This is a genomic window from Streptomyces sp. NBC_00536 (genome assembly GCF_036346295.1).
Lineage (GTDB): Bacteria > Actinomycetota > Actinomycetes > Streptomycetales > Streptomycetaceae > Streptomyces.
Genome location: NZ_CP107819.1, coordinates 8,580,591 through 8,602,138 on the forward strand (window position 1 = coordinate 8,580,591; position 21,548 = coordinate 8,602,138).

Genomic DNA, 21,548 nt, shown 5'->3' on the forward strand with positions numbered 1-21,548 from the left:
CGGTGAACCTCCCCAGTGCAGGTCACAGCGGTGCAGGCGGGAAACTCACCGGCTTCTGCGGCTGGACCGGCGGGAGTTGACCACCAGACTCACCGGTTCCTTCGGCTAGCGAGTCGTCGGGGCGCCGAGCAGTCCACGGCTCCTGTGAACCGCCGTGCTGAATGAGCGCGGCCAGGACTCGTGTCCGCCAACGGCCCGCGAAGCCCGGGTCGTACAACTGCTGGTGATGGAGCAGGGCGAGGAAGCAGACGGGCCTTCCACTGCTCACCGCCCCGGCTTGAATGCGGCCTGCCAGTACCGGACGAAGCTCGTCTGCCACGGCTCGCAGGCACCCACGACCCTGGGCCGTGGCCCGGGGGCAGCCCGGCGGCGACCAAGGCGAGGGCGCGTTCGGCGTCCTCCCGTTTCACGTCGTAGGCGTGGGTGCACCGCCAGGCGTCGGCCCGGCCGAACGCGGGCCCGAGCCCCTCCCCAGCCGCGAGGCGGCCCAGAGCGGTCCACGATTGGGACGTGTACGGAAGGGACCGGGCCAGGTCCGAGAGCCGGCCGGCCTCGGCGTCACTGAGTTCGCCGTCCGCGGCGGCCCGCATCAGGGCGGCCCGCAAGTTCATCGGGGCCTCGGACAGGGCGATGCCGTCGTCGGTGTGCAGAACGGCGACCTCGTCGTCCGCGTCGAGGACGCCGCTGCGGAAGTCCTCGAAGATCCGGCCGACGCCGACCATCCTGTACGGGGCGAGTTCGGCGGCACGAAGGGCTCCCATGCCGGCGGCGCCGACCACGGTGACGCCTTCGGCCAGGAGGGCGAGGATCTCCTTGTGCCGCACGGGGGCGCTCTGGTGCCACGCGAGGGAGTACGCCGTCCGGCGCGCTGGTTCAGGGGATGTGGGCCCAGCCCGGCCCCGACGAGCATGGCCGGGAACCCTGGCGTGTGCTGGGCTGATCAAGACCCCGTCGGCTTGGCATACAGGTGCGGCCCGGGTGCGAGCTGTTCGCATCCGGCCCGCACTTGTGCGCGGCGTCGGGGTAGCGGGGGAAGCGTGGGAGTCAGAGGGGTTGAAGAGCGGCGCGGATGCGTGCGCGGCTGTCAGCCGTGACCGTCCCTCCCGGGGCGGTCCCGAGTTCGGTGTCCAGCTCCCGCAGGCGGTCGCTGACGCGGGTGGAGGTGATGGTGCCCATCAGATTCAGGGCCGCGGCGGTGGCGGTGTCGGCGGCTTCGGGCTCGTCGGCGCGGACGTGGGCGCGGGCCAGGGCTATCTGGTCGAAGGCCCGGCTGCGGACCCGTTCGGCGGGCCGTTCGGCGGTGCCCCGCTCGATCAGGGTGATGGCGTTGCCGACTCGGTCGGGGGCGTACTCGGCTGCTTCGAATTCGCATACGCCGGCGGTGACGCGGAATTCGGCAAGGTCGAACCAGGCGGCCCAGCCGGGAGTCGTTGCGGTGTCCTCGTCGGCGAGGGCCTGTTCGGCGGCTCCGTTGGCGCGGGTCATCTCGTCGATGTGACCGAGTGCCGCGTGGGAGCGCGCTTCGAGCGAGCACAGCAGGGCCCGCAGCCGGCCTGAGCGGAGTTTGCGGGTGCCGTACTGGGCGGCTTGGACGAGGTCGAGGGCGTCGTCCGTGCGCCCGAGGTGGTTGGCCTGCCGGGCGAGGCAGTTCATCAGGTGGCCGCCGATCCCGGCGCCGTCGCGGCCGGCCTGCTTGGCGGCCTGGAGTCCGAGGAGGAGGTAATTCTGGGCGTCTGCGTGGGCGCCGGCGTCGTGGGTCATCCATCCGGCGACGGAGGCGAGTTCCGCGACTGCGACGAACAGGGCACGGCCTGTTTCCTCGGTGTAGGTGCCGGTGCGGGTCAGGTGGGTGACGTGCTGGAGCTGGCCGACGACCGCGAGGCGGGACAGGCCGCCACCGTGTGCGTTGTCCAGTTCGCGGAACGCTTCGGTGGTCGCCTCGATCCGTGCCACGTCCGACCGTCCGAGACGGGGTCCGGGCCGTTCGGGGGCGGGCAGAGGTTCGAGGTCGTGGAGATGTAGCCAGGGCTGGACGGCTTTGACCAGGGCGGCGCCGGATAGGGGGCGCGCGCGGGACGGGGTGCGGTCGTCGGTCACGGCATCGCTCCGGGTGGTGTCGAGTATGGCGGCCACCACCGTGCGCGCGGACCACCCGTCTCCTCCCCAGGGCGGCGGTCCGGCGGAGGCCAGGCCCAGATCAGCCGGCGTGAGCGTGCGTCCGCGGCACAGGCTGCTCATCGCCTCGGCAAGGAATTCGGGGGCGGGGTGGCGGGGCCGTTCCCCCCTGTTGATCCATCGAGAGACGCGAGAGCTGTCCGGTTGGATGTCGTGGCGTCCGTGCCGGGCCGCGACGCGGCCGACTTCCGCCGCGATCCGGCTGTAGCTGGCTCCGGAGATCCGTACCCAGTGTGCGAGGGCCTCGTTGGGCCGTGCTGCCGGCTGCGCCACCGTGTCCACCTGGTCCGAGCGAGTGAGTACTGCGGGTCAGAGGTGCGATTCAAGGTTACGCCGAGGGCGTGAACTCCGTCCTGGTCTACCGCTGTTCGCAGCGATTCGCAGTGACAACGCAGCACTGCCGCTCTCTCGGACGCAGGCAAGCGCAAGGGGGTTCGCCGTGGCGACGCAGCTGGTGCAGGGGGTCAACTGTTCCCAGCCCGGCAGCACGACGCCGAGTGCAAGGGGGAGGCGCGACACCTGGCCTCCCGATCTGCTTCAAGGATCAGCAGCGTGTCGCACTGGCCTTGGAGGACCCGATCCGACAGCCCTACACGAAGGAGTCCGTCATGGAGAAGAACATCGAGATCCAGACCGCCCAGAGCCTCGCCGTCTCCGAGGTCTTCACCACCCCCGAGGTCACCGACCTCGGCGCCGTCTCCGAGGTCACCCTGGGCAGCGGCGGCTTCAACAACCCCGACAGCACCATGTACTTCCAGGGCTGACCACCGCTCGGTGCCGCCTGGCGCCACCTTGGGTGAACGCGCGCCCGGAACGGGCCGGTCCTCACAGGCTGGCCAGTTCCGGGCGCGCGTCGCCGCTTCCGGAATGTCTCATCAGCAGGGAGCCCTTGATATGCGGTACGTCGCAGGCATGGTCACCCGTACGCCCTCGCCCTCTGCGGATCTGCGTCCGCGCGGCGGACACGAGATCCACGACGACGGCACCCTACGCGCCTGGGCTGTCGGCCATGACTCCCACGCACTGCGGCGCGCGACGTCTCGGGACGGCACCGCGCAGGTGCTCCTCGTCGGTGACTGCCTGGCCACCTCCAAGGAAGTCCAGGACGCCGCAGAAGCCGCCAGCCGGGGCCGCTGGCACGAGGTCGGCCGTCTGCCCGGCTCGTACCTGGGGATCGTCAGGGTCGACCGCACTCTGCGGATCATCGGGGACCGTGCCGCCGCCGTCCAGGTCTACTGGATCGCCGCCGAATCTAGGGTGACCTGGTCGACGTCGGCCACCGCCCTGGCCGCCCTCACCGGGGCCGCCCCGGACCCCGTGCGGCTGCTGGCCGAGATCACCACCTGGGGCGTGGAGCCAGGCCTGACCGGCTGGTTCGAGCGCATCGACCGTGTCCCGCCGGGAGCCGCGCTGACCCTCGCCCCCGACGTCGCGCCCGCGATCCAGCCGCTGCCGCGCCCGGCCGTGCTCACCTTCGACACGGCCGCCGAAGCGCTGCGCCACGAACTTCCCCTCGCGGTTGGCCGCCGCGCCCTGATGGACCGACCGCTGTCAGCCGACTTGTCCGGCGGCGTCGACTCCAGCTCCATCGCCTGCCTGGCCGCCGCCCACGCGGACCTGGCCGCGATCACCTACACCGACGCGGCGATGGCCGGCCAGGACGACACCCGGTACGCGGCCGAGGTCGCGGCCGCCTACCCGGCCATCACCCGGCACCTGGTCGACGGCCGCCATACCGGCAGCCGCCACTTCGACCGGCTCACCGACCCCACCCGTGTCCCCATCACCGACATGCCCGCCCTCAGCGTCGCGATGCTCGGCATCCTTGAGGCCCAGCTCGCGCCCGCGGTCGCCGCCGGCAGCCGCGGGCACCTCAACGGCTGGGGCGGCGACAACGTCCTCGATGCGTTCGCCGCCCCAGTGGACCGCTACCGCTCCGGCGCCCGCGCTGCGGCCCTGCGCGATGCGGGCAGGCTCGCCCGGACCCGCCGCAGCTCCGCCCTCCCCGTCCTGCGAGCCGTCACAGCCGCCGCACACGGCACCTACCCCAAGGCGCTGGTCCGCCTCGCCGACACCGTCCTCGGCGGCCCCGCCCCGCAGGGGCTTCCCGACGCCGCCGACGTGGCCCGCTGGTGCGGGCGGCTGACCGCCGCCCGCTGGCTCACCCCGGCCGGCCGCACTGCCCTGGCCGACCTCATCGGCGCCCGCGGGCACAGCGCCGATCCCACCATCGGCCCCGGAGCCCACCGCGAGCGGCTCGCCCTGGAGGCCACGGGCACCGAGCACGCCAACTTCGACACCCTCACCCGCACCCTGTGGGACTTGCCGCTGCACGCCCCGTTCCTCGACACCCGGGTCGTCGACATCTGCCATGCCGTCCCCGCCTGGGAACGAAGGCGTCCGGCCGACTTCAAACCGCTGGCCCGCGCCGCCCTCACCGGCCTTGTCCACGCTCCGGTCCTGGCCCGCCGTACGAAGACATCGTTCACCGGCATCTACGACGGCCTTCGCGTCAACGCCCCCGCCCTGCGCGCACTGCTCACCGGATCGGCGCTGGCCGAGGCGGCCCTCATCGACACCGCTGCCGTCCTGGCCTCCCTGGACCGGACGATCCACGGCTCTCCGGCCGACCTGGTGAGCCTGCACGCCCTGGTCGCCATCGAGGTGTGGCTGCTCAACTTCCCGACAGCGTTCACCACCTGGTGGGAGTCGGCACCGGCCCGGGAGACCAGCCGATGACCCAGCCCGGCTTCCACGCCGCCCGCGGTCCCGCCGGAGCGGCAATCCTCGACCTCGCGACCGGCCGGTGGACCGTCCTGGACCCCATCGCCGCCACCCTCCTCGACCTGCCGGCCGCCGCACCCGACCGGGCCGCCGCCATCGAGGGCGCCACCACACGGTGGGCCGCCACCGGCGCCGACCCCGACCGGGTCCGGGCCGACCTCACCCGCGCGGCCGCCGACCTCGACCACCTCCGCGCCGGGCGCACCGTCCAGTACATCCCGCCCGGCCCGCCCCCGACGGTCCGCTTCGCCCCCACCACCCGGCCCACCTTCCGGGACCGTGCCGCCGCAGGCATCGGCCTCGCCTGCGCCCTGCTGCTCCTGCGGGCCCTGCCGACCCGGCACGTTGTCACCATCGCCCGCGCCGCAACCCGCCTGCCCGGCCGCCCCGCCCGCGTCCACGAAGCCGAAGCCATCCTCTCCGCCGTCCGCTCCGCCGGCGCCTGGTGGCCGGGCCGCGTCGCCTGCCTGGAGGAGTCCCTGGCCTGCCACCTGGCCGCCGCCCTCACCGGCCACCGTGTCCACTGGGCGCTGGGAGCCCGGTTCACCCCGCGCGGCGCCCACGCGTGGGTAGAGGCCGACCGCCACGTGATCGGGCAGGACGAACACGACCGCCTCTGGCCGTACCTGTCCGTCCTCCTGGTCAGCAATTCGAACGCGTGATGGACCGGGGGTGTTTGCGTGTCCACCCGTATGGGTGACGCGTTGCGCCAGATGTGACAGACACACAACCCCGCACCCCGGCCACCCCGCACCCCCGCACCCCCTTCGGGGAGCGGCTCGGCAACCGCCTCCGCCGTCGACGGCGACCGGTCTCCGAACCGCTCCCCGCCTGGACGCTCGGCAGCGAACGCCACGAGGACCGCACCGACGGCCTGCTCACGATGGTCCGCACCCTGCCCCGCCTGATGCGGATCACGCTCTCCCTGGCCTGGCAGGCCGACCGCACCGCACTGCTGCGCCTGCTCGGACTCCAACTCGCCGCCGGCGCGCTCACCGCCGCGGCCCTGCACCTCACCCGGACCGCACTCGCCGCGCTGTTCGCCGCCGGCGCCCCCCTGGAACGCCTCGACCGCGCCGAACTCGCCCTGCTGACCCTGGCCGCCGTCGCCGCCGCCCGCTCCCTGGCCTCCGCCGCAACCGTCGCGACGACCGCCCGTCTGGGCCCCCGCGTCGACGGCCACGCCGAACTCGCCTATCTCGACGCCGCCACCCGCGTCCCCCTCGCCGCCTACGACGACACCACCTGGTGCGACCACGGCGAAGCCGCCAACCGCGCCGCCAAGGACGCCCACACCCTCGTCGAATCCCTCGTCGCACTCACCGGAGCCGCGCTCGGAATCACCGCCGCCGCCGGAATCCTGGCCGCCCTCGACCCGCTGCTGCTGCCCCTGCTGCTCCTCGCTGTCCTGCCCCGCGCCTGGGCCGCCGCCCGCGCCGCCCAGGCCGCCCACCGCGCCGACCGGCACGCCGTCGGCGACCGCCGAACCCGCCACATCCTCATGTACCTCGCCGCCGGACGCAGCACCGCCCTCGATGTCCGCGCCGGCACCATGCGGCCGTGGCTCCTCGACCAGTACCAGACCGTCAGCGGCCGCCTGGAGAACCACACCGCCCGCATCGGCGCCGACACCGCCCGCCGTCAACTTGCAGGCGACGCCCTCGCCGGCGCTGCCACCCTCCTCGTCTACGGTGCCCTGCTGTGGCTGGCCGTCCACGGACGGATTCCCACCGCGGACGCCGCGACCGCCCTCATCGCCGTCCAGACCAGCCGCGCACTGCTGAACGGCATGGCCACCGGCCTGACCACCACCTACCGCATGGGCCTCTACCTGGAGGACTGGGCCAACTTCCTCACCGACGCCAAGGCCCGCACGACCCTCCCGGCCGCCCCCGCAGCGGTTCCCGCGAACCCCTCGGTCATCTGCGCCGACCGTGTCAGCTTCACGTACGAGGGAGCATCCACCCCGGTCCTCACCGACATCTCCCTGACCGTCCGCCGCGGGGAGATCCTCGCCATCGTCGGCCACAACGGCGCCGGAAAATCCACCCTGGCCAAGCTCCTCGCAGGCCTCTACGCCCCCACGAGCGGCACCGTCACCTGGGACACCACCGACCTCACCACCGTCGACCCCGACGAACTCTTCTCCCGCCTCGCGATGCTGCCCCAGGACATCGCCCGCTGGCAGGCCACAGTCAGGGAGAACATCACCCTCGGTCAGGGCGATCAGAGCGACGCCGCCGTTCTCGCCGCCGCCCGCGCCAGCGGTGCCACCGAGGTCATCGACTCACTCCCCGACGGCCTCGACACCCACATCCGGCCCTCCCAGTCCGGCGGCCGGGACCTCTCCGGCGGCCAGTGGCAGCGGATTGCCGCCGCCCGCGCGTACGCCCGCAAGGAGGCGCCCCTTCTGATCTGCGACGAGCCGACCAGTGCGCTCGACCCCCGAGCCGAGCAGGCCGCGTACGACCGCATCCGCGAACTCGCCGTCGACCGGACCGTCATCCTCATCACCCACCGACTCGGCTCCACCCAGCACGCGGACCGCATCATCGTCCTTGACCACGGCCGCATCCTCGAAGAAGGCACCCACAGCAGCCTCCTGGCCGCAAACGGCGAGTACAGCGACATGTGGACCACCCAGGCCCGCGCATACGGTCCCAGCCCTACCAGCGTCTGACCGGTGTCACCCGGGCCTAGGCGACAGCCGTCTGGGCGGCGAGGTCGGCCAGGTCGACCGTGGTGCAGCCGTGCAGAGTGATGACGAGGCGGGCTGCGAGGGTCCAGGGCAGGAGGGGGTCGGTGTAGGAGACGAAGTCAAGTCCCTCTCCGTCCCCTCCACTTGGTAGAGGGAGGAGAGTTCGGGGGTCGTGCGTGATGCCGGCCACGCCCCAGAGTGGGCAGTACTCGACGAGCGCGGCGGTGTGTCCCCGCTTGAGGTGCGGGCAGTGCCGCAGGGACTTCACCGCGCACGCGGCGTGGATCGGCGGGCTGGTGGTCCTCTCTCCCTCGGTGATGGGTTCGCCGTCGGGGGCGGCGACCAGGAACAGGTGCCGCTCGTCACCGCCGCTGGTACTGATGGTCGACGTGCCGCAGACCTGGCACAGCATGTGGCTGATCGCCTGCCGCTGCCGCATCGGATGCGTCCCGCCCAGCTCGGGACGCCCGCGACCGGGCGTGAAGGAGTACCTGATCCACAGCACGTCGTTCCAGCGGTCGCCGGCGATCTGTTCGTCCGCGTATCCGATCCCGCGGCCCGGGCCCCGGCGGTGCACGATCTCGCCGGGCAGGGACCGCTCTCCCGACCAGGGGGCGATGAAGGGCACCGGCAGGCCGTTCGAGAGGAGCTGGGGGACGGGTTTCACCGGGTTCCTCCGGTTCCGCAGAGCGGGTGCCGCGCGACGACGGTCCGCAACGCGCTGATCGCCTTGTCGCTGTCGCTGTCGCCGTGGAAGTGGCCGCGGGCGACGTCGCCGCCGGACGGGGTGGCACCCCACTCCCCGGTGTGTCTCGTGTCGCGATGCGGGCCGGTCCGGACATCGGGAAAGCCCGGAAGCCGTTCGAGCGTGCGGTGTACGTGAGCGGTGACGAACGGCTCGGCCGCGGAACAGGAGCCGCCCAGGCGCCGTCCGCCGACGGGCACGGCCAGGATGGGAAGACGGAAGGCGGGCAGGGAAACACCGGGATCGGCCAGGCCGGCTCCCGCGAGGCGACTGCGGTACCACTCGCAGCCGACGGCCTCCTGGGATGGCCGGAGCGTGATAGCGGCCAGCGCGTTCACGTGAGCCTCCCGGCGAGGATCAGCGCCTGAGGAACAGTGAGCCCTACCTCGATCCGGCTCGAGCTGTCCTCGCTGCCGGGGACCGAGACCACCCTCACGCCGGGACCCAGTGCGCCAGTCAGTAACAGCTGCAGGCGGTCTCCAAATGCGTACAGGTCCTCGACGAGGTCGAGGCTCAGGAACGCAGCCGGGACGGGAGTGCCGAAGGCCCGGGCGAAGTTGACGGCCGACGGCAGGTCAGCGACGTCCGTGATCTCCACCGTGACCTGTCCCGCAGCGTCACCGCGCACGTCGGCCTCCACCTGCCGCGTGGTGAGCACGAGCCGAAGACGGCCGGCGGCAGCCCGGCACCGCAGGAGCAGCGACTCCTCCTCGAAGGCGGTCCTGACGGCTCCGCCGCCATCCGCAAGGAGGGCCCGGGCCAGCACCTGCTGATACGGGCTGGCCTCGGATTCAGGGGTGGTCACGATGGAGGTTCCTTTCCTCACGGGCATCCGAATGGGGTGCTCCCTGCGCCCGGCCGCCTGCTGAGTTCACCGCGCGGAGGCGCGGGGCAGTCAGTTGGCCGGTACAGGGAGGGGGCTGAACAAGTCGAGGAGTGCGAGAGCGGCCAGGGCCATTGCCCGAAGAAGCTTCCGGGTGCCCATGCAGTCACCGGGGACTTCCCGGTTCAGCAGGCGCTGCCCGGGGCCCGCCAGTGCAGCGATCTGATCCGGATCCTGCTCGTGCTCAGGGATCACGGCCAGGAGCCGCATCAGGTGCCCGCGCAGTCGCAGGGCCAGGGCGTGGATCTCCTGGTCGTCCGGGACGGGGCCGTCCCCGAGCGCAGCGTCAACGTCGTCAAGGATCCCGTTCAGCGTCGACGCGTGTATCGGGTGGTCCAGCGCTGCGAGGACCCGCTGGAGGGTCTCCACGCTCGCATCGAAGCCGCCCTTGAGGGACGACGGATCCTGGGCGATCCCGCTCACATCGCCTCCTCGTCGCAGAGGGAGAGGGTGCACCAGACACCTGCGTGGTCCTGGGTCCTGCCCCAGCCGGTCGCGATGCTGTCCACGATGCCCAGACCGCGGCCGCTCTCATCGAGGAGCGCGGCGGGCCGCAGGAGGAGGTCACCGTCGCCCCCGTCGTGAACTTCTAGGCAGAGGTACAGCTCAGTCCAGTACAGGCGGACACGGATCATCTCACCGTCCGCGTGCGTCAGGGCGTTGGTGACCAACTCCGACGACAGGAGCGTGGCGGCGTCGGTGAACTCGTGCAGACCCCAGAGGCCCAGCCGGGCGCTCACGAGTCGGCGTACCTCACCGATGCGCCGGTTGTCGGTATCCGGCATACCTGTCCGCTCGAAGACGGCCTCCGCGCGGTCCAGGACCGGCGCCGGGTGCGGTACTCCGACGAGACGTAAGGCGGTATCAAGCGGGGGTGCAGCGATCGGCATGGCGCAGTCCTCCGTGAAGCGGGGGAGTGGGCAGGGCGCAGCGGCAGGCGGTGCTGTTCGTACAAGGTTGGCCAGTTCACTCAAAGTGACGAAGGGGCGTGAGCTGACTTGCAGTCATGTATGGCCGCTCCTGGAAGGATGCACCCGTTGTATCGATGCCTACAACCATTGCGACTGAACTCCCAATGGGTGTACTGATGTTCTGTCGACTTCAGACCCCAGATCCGGGCACACTGGCCCGGAGCGAGGTCGTCACACCCCGAGGAGAGGGAAGCCCAACCCGAATTACCCCCGCCCGCCCACAGAAAGGCTCAACTTCCCGTGCCCACACCTCCGCTCGTGCAGACCGTCCGCAGACGACGCCTCGGTAGCGCTCTCAGAGAATTCCGAGTCCAGGCCGGCATGAAGACAGATGCGGCGGCCGCTGCCACGGGCTGGGACGGCGGCAAGATCAATCGGATCGAGAACGCCAAAGCCCACCTCCCGATCAAGGACGTGTCCCCGCTACTCAAGGCATACGGAGTCACTGACACGACGGTGGTTACGGCGATGGAGGAGCTGGCAAGGGACGCCAACAAGGTCGGCTGGTGGGCCAGCTACGGTGAGCTGCCTGAGACGGCATACAGGGACTTCATCGGTTTGGAGGAGGACGCAGAGTCCACCCGCGTCTACACGCCAGGTCTGCTCCCGGGCCTCCTGCAAGTACCGCAGTACGCCCGCGAGATCATCACCGCGACGGCGATCACGCGAACTGCGAGCGAGGTCAACGCCCTGGTTGAGATGAGAAAGAAGCGGCAGGCGATCCTCACCGATACGAGCCGCCCTGGCGGTCCGCTTGAGTTGTGGGCCGTGATCCACGAGTCGACCTTGCACTACAGATCGGCGACTCACACCACGCTCATGCGGGAACAGCTCCGCCACCTGATCGACATGACGAACCTGCCGAACGTGCACATCCAGGTGATGCCGATACTCGCCAACCCACACCCCGGGATGGTGGGGGCTTTCCACGTCGTCAGGTTCCCGCATCCCTGGCCCACGGTGATCAACCTCGAGAACCTTCGAGGCGGGAACTTCACTGAGAAGACCGATGACGTGAAGGTCTACGAAGCGGCCTTCGGGCTCATTCAGGCCGCTGCCCTTCCCGTAGACGACTCACGGGAGAAGATCAGATCCATCATGGAGGAGACCTCGTCATGACCAGCAAGAAGACGCTCCACGCTTTCGAGCTGACCGAAGCGGCATGGTTCAAGTCGTCATTCAGCGACGGCGGCGAGCAGTGCGTGGAGGTGGCCGACCTCAGGCGGACGGTTCACGCGGGGATCGCGGTACGAGACTCGAAACACCTGAACGGGCCAGCCCTGCTTGTGGGGCCGCCCGCCTTCTCGGCGTTCATCCGAAGCACCAGGCTTACCTCCACGGCCGCCTGATTTCAGTAGAGCGTTGGTCTGTGTCCCCCACTTCGTATCCGGGGGGCGCAGGCCATTCTCGTACACTGCACCCCGGCGGCCTCCTTCGTACCCGCCGACCAGCTGGGCCAAGGGTGACGGACACGTTGGATGCACCAGCCTGAGTTGCCTTCGCGGCCTGCTTCGACTGGAGACAGACGGTCAGGGGAACTGTGGGTGTGAGTGTCAGGCTGCCCCGGCCGGCTTCTTCCTGATTTTCTCCGTCAGGTCGACAGTGTCGGCGGCGGGCGGGGCCTCGATGGGCTGGCTATTCCCGAAGGACAGGAAGTCGATGCTGAGGTCGGTGCCGCCTATGGACTGGCTCAGGCGGGACGGGGCCCCTTGTCGTCGAGCCAGACGTCCGTGACGAGATCACCCGTCATACCCATGCTGGTGTACGCGTCGCCGGCCTGACCCAGTTTGTCTGTGCGGACCGTTGCCCGGTAGTGGGTCGTCTTCTTGCCGCGGAGGGTTTCGGTGCCAACCTTCGTGGCGCCCTTCGCGTACGTGAGCGTCTTGAGGCCTGCCATCGGGTCGGCGTTGCCGGTCTTCATGGCGGCAGCGCCCGCCTCGCCGAGGATTGCTGAGGCGTCGATCCGTACCCAGCTCTTGGCCATGAGCGGGCCCTCGGTGACGGGGTCGATGTGGTAGGAGTAGACGGCGTCGACCAGCCGGACGGTGACGGTCCCGTCCGCGACGAACTTCTCCATCCGTACGTCCGCGGCCGGCATTTCGGTCTGCATCGCCATGCCCTTGCCGTCACCCCAGGAATAGAGCCCGGTCGTCGTCAGGGTCTTGCCGCCTGTCTTCGGACTCTTCATGGTCGTGCTGATGTCGGCGGATCCTGCCTTCGATGTCGTAGCGGACGCCTGGGCCAGCGCGGCGGACACCGCCGCGTTGGCGGCCTTGACGGTCGTGTCCGTGGAGCACCCGGCGGTGCCTCCCGCTAGGGCCTGTGTGATGTCGAGATCTGTCGGCGGCTTTGAGGAGGTCGTCGATCCAGATCATCGCGGCGCGGAGGTGGAGGCCGGCGAGGTAGCTGTCTGGGGTTTTGTCGTAGCGGGTGGCGATCCCTCGCCAGGCTTTCAGCTTGTTGATCAGACGTTCGACGGTGTTCCGTTCCTTGTAGAGGTCGGCGTCGTGGCTGAGGGGCCGGCCGCCTCCTGCGCCCTTCTTCTTGCGGTTGGCGGCCTGGTCCCGTTTCTCCGGGATGACGGCCTTGATTCCGCGTTTACGCAGGTAGGAGCGGTTGCCGCGGGACGAGTACGCCTTGTCTGCGGCGACCGCGCCGGGCGTCGTGCGGGGACGGCCGACCGGCAGGCGGACCCTCACCTTCGCGAGCACCGGGATGAACTGCGGGCTGTCCCCGGCCTGCCCGGCGGTCAAAACCAGCGCGAGTGGACGGCACCTGCGGTCCGCGGCGAGATGAATCTTGCTGGTGAGTCCGCCCCGGGACCTGCCGAGCAAAGCTTCCTTCAGGCGGAGCCTGCGTCTGCGCCGGATGCGCCGGCGTTCTTCCTGTCCGTTCTGTTCCTCCGTGCCGCCCCCTTTTGCCGGGCTGTCTCCTGCTCCTGCACGGCTTCTTCCAGGGCCTTCATGAGGTGCTTGCTGACCCGCATCCCTGCGGCGTCGTGGTGAGCGCGGACCGTGGTGGAGTCCACGCTGACCAGCGACAAATCCGTCCTGCCCACCCGGGCACCCTCGGCGATCAGGCCCTCCAACAGGGCCGTGAAGACACCGGCGTCCCGCCAAACGCGGAAGCGGCCGTAGACGGTGGCCCACGGGCCGAACTCGGCAGGCATCTTCCGCCACTGCCCACTGGAACGGAACCGCCAGATCACACCTTCGAACTGCTCCCGCAGCCGCTCCGGGTACGGCCCGTATCTGCCGATAGGCAGATACGGCTCGATGAACTTCCACTGGGCATGGGTGAGTTGCCTACGTGTCACAACCCCAGTCCTACCGGATTCCACCCCACGAAGAGGGCAAAACCCAGCAGCTGATCACGACATCACACAGGCCCTAGGAGGCCCACCGTGACGATGGCCGCGGCGATTCTGTTCATCTTCATTCCCACCCCTGGGTTGTATCTGGAACAGGGCGGCGCCCCCGCGCCGCCTGCTGTGCAGGTACCGACTGCTCGGTACCTCGCAGAGGATTTCACGCCCCTGCGACAGCGTCCGGGTGGGTGGGCCTGGCGTCGTGAGGGAGCCGGAGCGGGCAGCTCCCGGCCTTGGCTCGGCCAGGAGGGGTGGATGACTGGAGGGGACTATGAGGGGGAAACTCACGGGGGTACATGAGGGGGAGTGCGAGGGGGAAACCGAGGGGGAGGCCCCTCTGGGCGCTGCCTTGCATTTTTGCTGCTCAGTGCCGGTTTTCGAGGTGGTGACCAGCCAGACTTATATATGGAGGTGGGGGGAGAGGGGTAAGGAGGCGAGGGTTCGGCCGTGGTGGCGTAGGGCTTGGTGATGGGTGTTGAGGTGGTTGGGGTTCGGTGGTGGGAGGGGTCGGTCGTATGGCTGTGTGAGGGCTTGGGTGATGGGTGATGGGGTTTCCTGGGTTTGAGTTGCTTGGCGTTCAGGGACGTTGTGGTGGCGTGCAGGTGGTCTGGGCGGTGGCTTGGGTCGGGGATCGTAGCGCGGTGATCGCAATGGCTGGCTGACTGTGAAGACCTGGCCAGCATGATGTGGGGGAAGGGCAACGATCCCCTCTGAACCATTCGTGATCGAGGCTTGAACGGGGCGAGCCCTACGAGCCGTCCGATCATCCCGTTCGAGCGTGCCCTCATGCCGCTCGCCGGGACGGGGCCGACGCGCTCGACACGCGGGCGAAGCTCTGGCCGTACCCATGTCCGGCGATCACCCGGACGAGCGACCTGGCGGATGTTGATGATCAAGCCAGATGTTAAGGAACTTCCCAATGAGGAAGTCAAGCCGTCGTGGTGACGGTTGGTGCGGCTTGGTAGCACGCTCCGTCGCGGATCATTGCCCATAGAACGTTGGCTCGACGTCGGGCGAGAGACAGCACTGCCTGCTTGTGTCCCTTCCCCTCGGCGCGTTTGCGTTCGTAGTACGCGCGTGACGCTGGGCACGATCTCAGGCTGGCCATGGCGGATAGGTAAAAGGCTCGCAGAAGGCCGCGGTGGTAGCGGCGGGGCCGGCGCATGTTGCCGCTGACGCGGCCGGAGTCGCGTGGCACCGGGGACAGGCCGGCAAACGCAGCGAGGCGGTCAGCGGTGCCGAAGGCTTCCATGTCCCCACCGGTGGCGGCGATGAATGTGGCGCCGAGCGTGGCCCCCATACCGGGCATGCTCTGGATCACCTCGGCATGCGAGTGCTCGTGAAACCTGGCCTCGATGAGTGCGTCGAGTTCACCGATCTCCTCTTCGAGGGCCATCACCCCCTTCGCGAGCCGGGCCACCATGGACGCGGCCAGCTTCTCTCCGGGCAAGGCGGTGTGCTGGGCCTGGGCCGCCTCGACGACGGCCCGAGCGATGGTCTCGGCGCCGCGGACCTTGCGGTTCTTCAGCCAGGTCTCGATCCGCTTGACACCGCTGCGGCGGATCGCGGCCGGGGTCTGGTAGCCGGTCAGAAGCATGACCGGTCCCTTGTTCGTCAGGCTGAGTGCCCGCTCCAACGCCGGAAAGATTTCCAGGAGTTGTTCCCGGAGCCGGTTGATCTGGCGGGTTCGGTCGTTGACGAGATCGGTGCGGCGCCTGACCAGGATCTTGAGGTCGACGGCTATCTCGTCGCCTGGCCGGAGTGCACCGAGGTCCTTGCGCATGCGGGCCTGGTCGGCGATGACAAAGGCGTCCTTGGCGTCCGTCTTGCCCTGGCCTCGATAGGCGGCCGATGCCTGGTGAACGGCCAGACCGGTGAGATAGACCATCGGCTGATCATGGCCGAGCAGGAGACCGATCAGCAGGGCGGCCCCGCCGTGGTTGATGTCGACCGCCCACAGCACATCCTCGGACAGAGCCAGTACGTCGCTGATCAGCTCAAGCAGCGCTGTCTCGTCGTTGAGGACACGCCGTGACAGCAGGCGTTCGCCTTCCGCGTCGATCACCACGCAGTGGTGGTGTTCCTTGCCGATGTCCACGCCGGCCCAGATCTGGGGCACGGTCACCTCCGCCAGCTCGTCGTCCAACAGCAGCCCAGCAGACGACCTCGCCGACGTTGTCCTACACAGCGATCGAGTCGCATATCCCAATTAGCGGTCGAGTCGTCGCGGGGCTCCGGGCGGCCAAGTTCTTTGAGCCATCCAACGGCGACAAGCTCACAGCCATACCCGGAACCCCCGGGCCCGACGATCTTACGAATGACCGCCTCAGACCCACGCTTAGAAGGTAGGACAGGCTCAAGCACGTCGCTGAGCGCTATCAGGTCGGCCAACGGACGGCGCAGAGGCTGCTCGCCGCAGCCAGAATCCGCCCCGAGGGCTGACGGACCCGTCGGGTCAGATGGCGATGCCGGGCCGCAGGAACTGCCGGGCTCCGCGCAGCGTGGTGCGTAGACCTCGCTGGGTGGTCCGGCTGTCGAGGCGTACGTCGAGGGCGCCGGGGAGCGTGCTTTCGGCCCGTAGGGCCGTGGGGAGCTGGGAGGCGTCGAGCCCGTCCCGCTCGGCGATGAGGATGCCGAGTTCGTGACGGCTCACGGCGTCGGGGCCGGCGAGGTGGTGGATTCCGGTCGCGTCGGTGTCGGCCAGTTCCAGGAGGGCGGCGGCCAGGTCTGTGACGTGGACGGGGCAGCGGATGTCGTCGGTGAACAGGACGCCGGCGCGCGTGCCGTCGGCGAGTTCGTGCACGATCCTCTCGTGTACGGACTGCCCGTGACCGATGATCAGTGATGTGCGGGCGACCACGGCCTTCGGGTGCACGGCGAGGACGCCGGTCTCCGCCGTGGCTTTGGCCGCGCCGTAGGGGGTGATGGGGTCCGGGAGGCTGGACTCGTCGTAGTGGACGTGCGTACCGGAGAACACGGCGTCGCTGGATACGTGGACGATGCGGGTGCCGTACGTCGCTGCGGCCATCGCGAGCCGGATGGGGCCCTCTGCTGTGGTCGGCCAGTGGGCGGATCCGCTCGATGCGTTGAGGACGAGGTGCGGACGCACCTCGGACATTAGGGCGTCCAGGCTTCCTGCGTCCCGCAGATCGAGGTGGCACCACGAGGTGGGGAAGGCGGCGCCGGGCTTGGTCGCGTACGTCGCAACGGTCGTGTGCCCCGCTGTGCTCGCCTGCCGGACCAGCTCGGTCCCGAGGAAGCCGCTGCCGCCGACGATCAGAACTGTCATTGCGACACCGTAGACCGGCTCCACAGCGATGAAGGCGGTCACCCGGGACTTCGGGTGACCGCCTTCATCGTCAGCGTGCCGGTAGGGGCTGCCAGATGTATCGGATGTCCGGCTCGCGCTCGTCGTTGCGCATCCCGCCCGTCTCCTCGACCGCGATGAAGCCGTGCCGTTCGTAGAACCGGTGGGCCGGTTCGTTGACCTGGAACGTCCACAGTGCCAGCCCGTCTGGCCGCTGCTTCTTGTCGAGGGACATGAACCGGTCGCCGAGGCCGCGTCCGCGCCACGTGGGGTCGAGGTAGAGCTGTTTCAGCTCCTCTCCGTTGAGGACCATGAGCCCCACGACGTGGCCCCCGGTGACCGCGACCCCGGTCTCGTACTGGGGGACGAGTACGCGTGCGAACCAGTCGTGTACGTCGACTTCGTCGTGCGCGAAGCGTACGGTCGGCAGCGCGGCGGCGAAGGAACGCAGCCACACGTTGGCCGCGGCGTGGGCGTCGGTACCGGTTGCGCGGCGGAGAACAACGTCGTTGCTGTGTGTCGTGCGGTACCTCCGGCGATCCAGGGGCGGGATGGTGACGTGGTGCAGGGCTGTCGCTAAGGCCGCGGCGCTACTTTCCGGGGCGTCCGAGCTGGCGGACGGTCCAGCCGGCCGTGCGCCAGGGCTCGGGGTCCAGGGTGGTGCGGCAGTCGACGAGCAGGGGGATAGCCGCGCGGCCTGCCAGGTCCTGGGGGTCCGCCTGGCCGTATTCGGGCCATTCGGTGGCCAGGACGATGAGGTCGGCTCCGTTGACGGAGGCGGGCAGGTCGTCGGTGTAGTCCAGTTCCGGGTTGCGGGTCATGGCGGTGGCTACGGCCTGCGGATCGTGAACGGTGACGGTGGCGCCGACCTGCTGGAGGGCGTGGGCGAGCGCGAGTGCGGGGCTTTCCCGGACGTCGTTGGTGCCGGGCTTGAACGCGGCACCCCACACGGTGATCCTGGTGTTTTTGACCGAGCGGTCGCCGAGGGCGTTGCGGATGAGGGCCATGGCGACGTCGGTGCGGGACTCGTTGATCTCCTCGGCGGCGCGCAGGAGGGTGGCGGCCCGGTCGGCGCCGAGCTGGCGGGCGGAGGCGGTGAAGGCGCGGACGTCCTTGGGCAGGCAGCCGCCGCCGTAGCCGATGCCGGGCCGCATGCCGCCGCTCCCGATTCGAGGGTCGATGCCGAGGATTTCCACGATCTGGGAGATGTCGCCGTCCGCCGCGTCGCACATGTCGGCGACGGCGTTGATGTAGCTGATCTTCAGGCCGAGGAAGGTGTTCGCGGCACCCTTGGCGAGTTCGGCGGTCTGCGGATCGGTGACGAACAGCGGGACCCCGGCGTCCAGGATGGGGGCGTAGACGGCGCGGATCGCCTTCTCCGCTTCGGAGGTGGTGAGGCCTGCGATGAGCCGGTCGGGGCGCAGCGTGTCCTCGACCGCGTGTCCCTCGCGGAGGAACTCCGGGTTCCAGACCACTTCCACCGCGGTGCCGGCGGGGGCGAGGCGCTGAGTGAGGGCGGTGACCTGGACGGTGGTCCCGACGGTGACCGTGCTCTTACCGACGATCGTGCACGGCCGGGTCAGGTGCGGGGCGAGCTGGCGGATAGCGCCGTACACCTGCCCGGTGTCGTAGGAGCGTCCGTCCGCGTCGATCGGCGTGCCGACACCGATGAAGTGCAGCTCGGCGAATTCGGCCGCCTCGCGGATGTCGGTGGTGAACCGCAGGCGTCCGCTCGTGGTGTGGGCGGCGAGGAGCTCGGGGAGCCCGGTCTCGTAGATGGGGCACTGGCCGGCGTTGAGCCGGTCGACCTTAGCCTGGTCGACGTCCACACCGATGACGTCGTGACCCAGTTCGGCCATCGCCGCCGCGTGCGGGATGCCGAGATGTCCGCAGCCGATTACTGAAACGCGCATTCCTTGACTCTCATCCTGGGAGGGGCCCGTGCGGGGCCGGGGAACGAGCCCAGAGGCTAGCGCCGTTCCCCGACCCCGACTTTCACGTGCTGGTCACGCGGGGTTCAGCAGCCGCTCCAGACCGTTGATCGCGTCGGCGGCCGTCTGCCGTACGACGACGTCGCCGGTCTGCGGTGCCTCCAGCGGGTAGGCGAACCAGGAACCGTCCGGACGGGGGAATCCCTCTGGGTCGACGAGGAACACCTTCAGGCCAGCCGCGCGGGCCCGCTTGGCCACCCACCGCCGGTCGGCATGCAACCCGATCACGACCAGGGCCTTCGCGTCGGGGTGAAAGGTGACCGGAGGGATCCGCTGGTCGTAGCGGCGCATGAACTGCTCCTCGAACCCGGCGCGGGCGCCGAGCGCGTCGAAGTTGTTCGTGATGAACGGGCCGACCAGGTGTCCGGCCTCCTCCATCCGCTTGAGCGCGTGCAGGGCCGGGGTGACCTCCGCCTCGAAGCACGCCCGGTACATGCCGGACAGCTCGCCGACCTTGTCCTCGGTGTCGAGGAACATCTCCGCGAGCAGCGGATCCCGCCCCGGCGCGAGGATGAACGTGAAGCCCTTGCGCAGCTGCTCGTCCTCGATCTCGTTGACGTGGTACATCTCGTGGAGCCGGTGCAGTGGCGGGATCCCGGCCTCGTAGGAGACGCCGCACCCGACCTCGACCTGGAACGGCAGGAAGTCCGTGAGCTGAGCCAGGTCGTCGACGTAGATCGGCTGCCCAGGGGTGTCCTTGACCCGCACCCCGTGGGTCAGAACCTCCCATGGCCGACGCCGGATCGCCCGCGACGGGAAGGTGTTGACGGAGGTGAACGCGGTGTCGATGACCTCGTAGTCCGCCGGAAGCCGGCGGCCAGCCCGAAGATCCTCCGGGTGTTCCTCCACGCGGATCATGTGGACGCGCAGGTCACCCAGCTCGAACCGGCCCGGCCCCACCTTCTTCCAACCACCCTCGGTCAGCATCGCGTGGTTCTCCTCCCACGCCTCCTCGATCTCAGCCAGCGGGGCGGCCACCGAGTGGTACAGGTACATCTGCGTCATGGCGAGGGCCGGAGCAGCCGTGGTGTCCACGAGCCCGTACTGGTGCCAGTAGTGCACGATGCGGCGCCGAGCGTCGCCCTCGCCCGTCCAACCGGAGTTCGCGGCGGTCTCCTCCTGTTGGGTGCGCCGCCAGATGCCCTCCTCCTCGAAACGGGGCCGGTCGGCGCTCACCCCGTAGAAGTCGTGCCACCTACGGATCTGAGCCTCATCGAGCTGGTCGATGACCGTGACGGGAAACTGCATGACGTGTCCTCGGATTCTGCTTCGAGACGGTCCGTCCCCACGGCAGGGGATCGGCGGGGCGGGTCAGCTGAGGGCGGCGACCGCTTCGGTGAGCGCGGCGGTCAGGAAGCCGATGTCCTCGTCGTCGGCGTTCAGCGGGGGCGCGACGACCAGGCCCTCGCTGCGCGGGTCACCAGCTCCGGTGAACGGGTAGAAGAAGACGCCGCGCCGCTCGCACTCCTCCATCAGCGGCCAGAGCAGCCCAGGGGCGATCTCCACCCCGTACAGGTGGCCGATGCCCCGGACCTCCCGCACCGGCGCCCAGCCGGTCAGGGACCGCAGTGCGATTCCGAGACGCTCGCCACGTGCGGTGAAGGCGTCGAAGTCCATCGCTTCCAGTTCGTCCAGGACGCCGAGGCAGGCCGCCGCTTGGAGGGGGTGGTTGGCCATGGTGCCCATCGCGGGCAGCGGGTCCACGTCCTTGTGCCGCAGCAGTGACGCGAGCTGCGGCGACACGAGAACCGCGCCCACACCGGTGTAGCCGGCGCCCAGGCCCTTGGACAGGATGACCAGGTTAGGCTCGCACCCGTCCCAGTGATGGCTCGCCAGGGGCGTGCCGGTGCGCCACAGCCCCGTCAGCACCTCGTCGTGTATGACCAGGACGTGCCGCTCGCGGCAGATCTCCGACACCCGCCGCAGGTAGCCGGCCGGGGGAACGAAGGCGCCGCCCGTGGTGCCGTTGATGGGCTCGATCAGGACCGCGGCGACGTTCTCCGAGCCCCGGCTGTCGATCGCCCGCGCCACCTCCTCAGCACACGAGGCGTCGCACTCGTTGCCTTGATGGGCGTGGCCGTGCGTCGGCGGGTAGGGCGCGGGGAAGGCAGGGCCGAGGCCGTACCGGTCTTCCGGCCGGGGGCTGCGGATCTGATTGCCCGCGATCCCAAGGGTGAACATGCTGTTGCCGTGGTACGACAGGCTGGACGCCAGGATGTCCCCGCGCTGCTTCCCGTCACGGACCCGCACGATGTTCCGCGCCAGGCCTACCGCGACCTCCACGCCGAGCGTCCCGCACGTGGTCAGCGCGACGGAGTCCTCCGGCCGGCCCACCGCCTGGCACAGCCGGTCCATCAGTTCCATCTGGATGTGGGGCTGGACGACGGCGGCACCGCCGAACGAGTAGCGGGAAAACTGCTTCTCGATGCGGGCGAAGACCACGGGGCTGCCCTGCCCGACGTTCGCGCAGAGCAGGCCGCTCGATCCGTCGAGGATCCGGCAGCCGTCGGCACGGTGCAGCCAGGGCCCGTTCGCGCCCACGGCCTCGAAGCCCGGCAGCGGCCTTGACGACGTCAGGAGACGGTCGCGCTGCGGCAAGTACTGATCCACGGAGAAGTCCCTTCTGG

The 21,548-nt window shown here is 69.7% G+C and carries 20 protein-coding genes and 1 pseudogene; 6 read left to right on the top strand and 15 right to left on the bottom strand.

Features of this window, described 5'->3' with window-relative positions; genetic code table 11:
* Positions 1-89 precede the first annotated feature (89 nt).
* Together OHS33_RS36960 and OHS33_RS36965 are read right to left on the bottom strand one after the other, a co-directional pair.
* The gene (locus tag OHS33_RS36960) at positions 90-824 is read right to left on the bottom strand and encodes a TfuA-like protein (RefSeq protein ID WP_330334790.1); all 735 of its coding nucleotides are present in this window, start codon (positions 822-824) and stop codon (positions 90-92) included.
* A 220-nt stretch (positions 825-1,044) separates the two neighbouring features.
* Positions 1,045-2,448 carry a transcriptional regulator gene (locus tag OHS33_RS36965; RefSeq protein WP_330334791.1) on the bottom strand — a complete coding sequence of 468 codons (1,404 nt, stop codon included), beginning with the start codon at positions 2,446-2,448 and terminating at the stop codon, positions 1,045-1,047.
* A gap of 335 nt (positions 2,449-2,783) precedes the next feature.
* On the opposite strand from OHS33_RS36965, the gene OHS33_RS36970 reads away from it, so the two are divergent.
* From OHS33_RS36970 to OHS33_RS36985, 4 genes are all read left to right on the top strand, one after another.
* Positions 2,784-2,939 carry a lasso RiPP family leader peptide-containing protein gene (locus OHS33_RS36970; protein ID WP_330334792.1) on the top strand — a complete coding sequence of 52 codons (156 nt, stop codon included), beginning with the start codon at positions 2,784-2,786 and terminating at the stop codon, positions 2,937-2,939.
* Positions 2,940-3,069: 130 nt separating this feature from the next.
* Positions 3,070-4,914, top strand: coding sequence for an asparagine synthase-related protein (locus OHS33_RS36975; protein ID WP_330334793.1), 1,845 nt, complete (start codon positions 3,070-3,072; stop codon positions 4,912-4,914).
* Positions 4,911-5,621 carry a lasso peptide biosynthesis B2 protein gene (locus OHS33_RS36980; RefSeq protein WP_330334794.1) on the top strand — a complete coding sequence of 237 codons (711 nt, stop codon included), beginning with the start codon at positions 4,911-4,913 and terminating at the stop codon, positions 5,619-5,621. The genes OHS33_RS36975 and OHS33_RS36980 overlap by 4 nt, the downstream gene beginning before the upstream one ends.
* A 53-nt stretch (positions 5,622-5,674) precedes the next feature.
* Positions 5,675-7,639 (top strand): ABC transporter ATP-binding protein, encoded by a 1,965-nt coding sequence (locus tag OHS33_RS36985; RefSeq protein WP_330334795.1) that lies wholly within the window; start codon positions 5,675-5,677, stop codon positions 7,637-7,639.
* 16 nt (positions 7,640-7,655) lie between these two features.
* Here OHS33_RS36985 and OHS33_RS36990 read toward each other — a convergent pair whose 3' ends face one another.
* The 5 genes from OHS33_RS36990 to OHS33_RS37010 form a co-directional block, all read right to left on the bottom strand.
* Positions 7,656-8,324 (bottom strand): hypothetical protein, encoded by a 669-nt coding sequence (locus OHS33_RS36990; protein WP_330334796.1) that lies wholly within the window; start codon positions 8,322-8,324, stop codon positions 7,656-7,658.
* The gene (locus OHS33_RS36995; RefSeq protein WP_330334797.1) at positions 8,321-8,740 is read right to left on the bottom strand and encodes a DUF6302 family protein; all 420 of its coding nucleotides are present in this window, start codon (positions 8,738-8,740) and stop codon (positions 8,321-8,323) included. Before OHS33_RS36995 ends, OHS33_RS36990 begins: the two co-directional genes overlap by 4 nt.
* Positions 8,737-9,207, bottom strand: a complete 471-nt coding sequence (locus tag OHS33_RS37000) for a hypothetical protein (protein ID WP_330334798.1) — start codon at positions 9,205-9,207, stop codon at positions 8,737-8,739. Before OHS33_RS37000 ends, OHS33_RS36995 begins: the two co-directional genes overlap by 4 nt.
* A gap of 90 nt (positions 9,208-9,297) precedes the next feature.
* Positions 9,298-9,708 carry a DUF6415 family natural product biosynthesis protein gene (locus OHS33_RS37005; protein WP_330334799.1) on the bottom strand — a complete coding sequence of 137 codons (411 nt, stop codon included), beginning with the start codon at positions 9,706-9,708 and terminating at the stop codon, positions 9,298-9,300.
* Entirely contained in the window at positions 9,705-10,175 is a 471-nt protein-coding gene (locus OHS33_RS37010) for an ATP-binding protein (RefSeq protein WP_330334800.1), read from the bottom strand. Before OHS33_RS37010 ends, OHS33_RS37005 begins: the two co-directional genes overlap by 4 nt.
* 339 nt (positions 10,176-10,514) lie before the next feature.
* Between OHS33_RS37010 and OHS33_RS37015 the strand changes: the two genes are divergently transcribed.
* Together OHS33_RS37015 and OHS33_RS37020 are read left to right on the top strand one after the other, a co-directional pair.
* A complete protein-coding gene (locus OHS33_RS37015; protein ID WP_330334801.1) occupies positions 10,515-11,375 on the top strand; it encodes a helix-turn-helix domain-containing protein in 861 nt (286 codons plus the stop codon).
* Positions 11,372-11,605: a DUF397 domain-containing protein gene (locus OHS33_RS37020; RefSeq protein WP_330334802.1), complete on the top strand. Its 234-nt coding sequence runs from the start codon at positions 11,372-11,374 to the stop codon at positions 11,603-11,605. The genes OHS33_RS37015 and OHS33_RS37020 overlap by 4 nt, the downstream gene beginning before the upstream one ends.
* Positions 11,606-11,946: 341 nt before the next feature.
* Here OHS33_RS37020 and OHS33_RS37025 read toward each other — a convergent pair whose 3' ends face one another.
* The 8 genes and pseudogenes from OHS33_RS37025 to OHS33_RS37060 all read right to left on the bottom strand — a co-directional run bounded on the left by OHS33_RS37025 (position 11,947) and on the right by OHS33_RS37060 (position 21,531).
* Entirely contained in the window at positions 11,947-12,444 is a 498-nt protein-coding gene (locus OHS33_RS37025; RefSeq protein ID WP_330334803.1) for a hypothetical protein, read from the bottom strand.
* A 151-nt stretch (positions 12,445-12,595) separates the two neighbouring features.
* A pseudogene (locus OHS33_RS37030) lies at positions 12,596-13,572 on the bottom strand (IS5 family transposase); the annotation flags it as partial.
* A gap of 979 nt (positions 13,573-14,551) precedes the next feature.
* Positions 14,552-15,742, bottom strand: a complete 1,191-nt coding sequence (locus tag OHS33_RS37035) for an IS110 family transposase (RefSeq protein ID WP_443065493.1) — start codon at positions 15,740-15,742, stop codon at positions 14,552-14,554.
* 336 nt (positions 15,743-16,078) lie between these two features.
* The gene (locus tag OHS33_RS37040; protein ID WP_330334804.1) at positions 16,079-16,912 is read right to left on the bottom strand and encodes an SDR family oxidoreductase; all 834 of its coding nucleotides are present in this window, start codon (positions 16,910-16,912) and stop codon (positions 16,079-16,081) included.
* 70 nt (positions 16,913-16,982) lie between these two features.
* Positions 16,983-17,387 carry a GNAT family N-acetyltransferase gene (locus OHS33_RS37045; RefSeq protein ID WP_330334805.1) on the bottom strand — a complete coding sequence of 135 codons (405 nt, stop codon included), beginning with the start codon at positions 17,385-17,387 and terminating at the stop codon, positions 16,983-16,985.
* 133 nt (positions 17,388-17,520) lie between these two features.
* Positions 17,521-18,843, bottom strand: coding sequence for a UDP-glucose dehydrogenase family protein (locus OHS33_RS37050; protein WP_330334806.1), 1,323 nt, complete (start codon positions 18,841-18,843; stop codon positions 17,521-17,523).
* Between the two features lie 93 nt (positions 18,844-18,936).
* Entirely contained in the window at positions 18,937-20,169 is a 1,233-nt protein-coding gene (locus OHS33_RS37055) for a hypothetical protein (RefSeq protein ID WP_330334807.1), read from the bottom strand.
* 63 nt (positions 20,170-20,232) lie between these two features.
* The gene (locus OHS33_RS37060) at positions 20,233-21,531 is read right to left on the bottom strand and encodes an aminotransferase class III-fold pyridoxal phosphate-dependent enzyme (RefSeq protein WP_330334808.1); all 1,299 of its coding nucleotides are present in this window, start codon (positions 21,529-21,531) and stop codon (positions 20,233-20,235) included.
* Between the last annotated feature and the right edge of the window lie 17 nt (positions 21,532-21,548).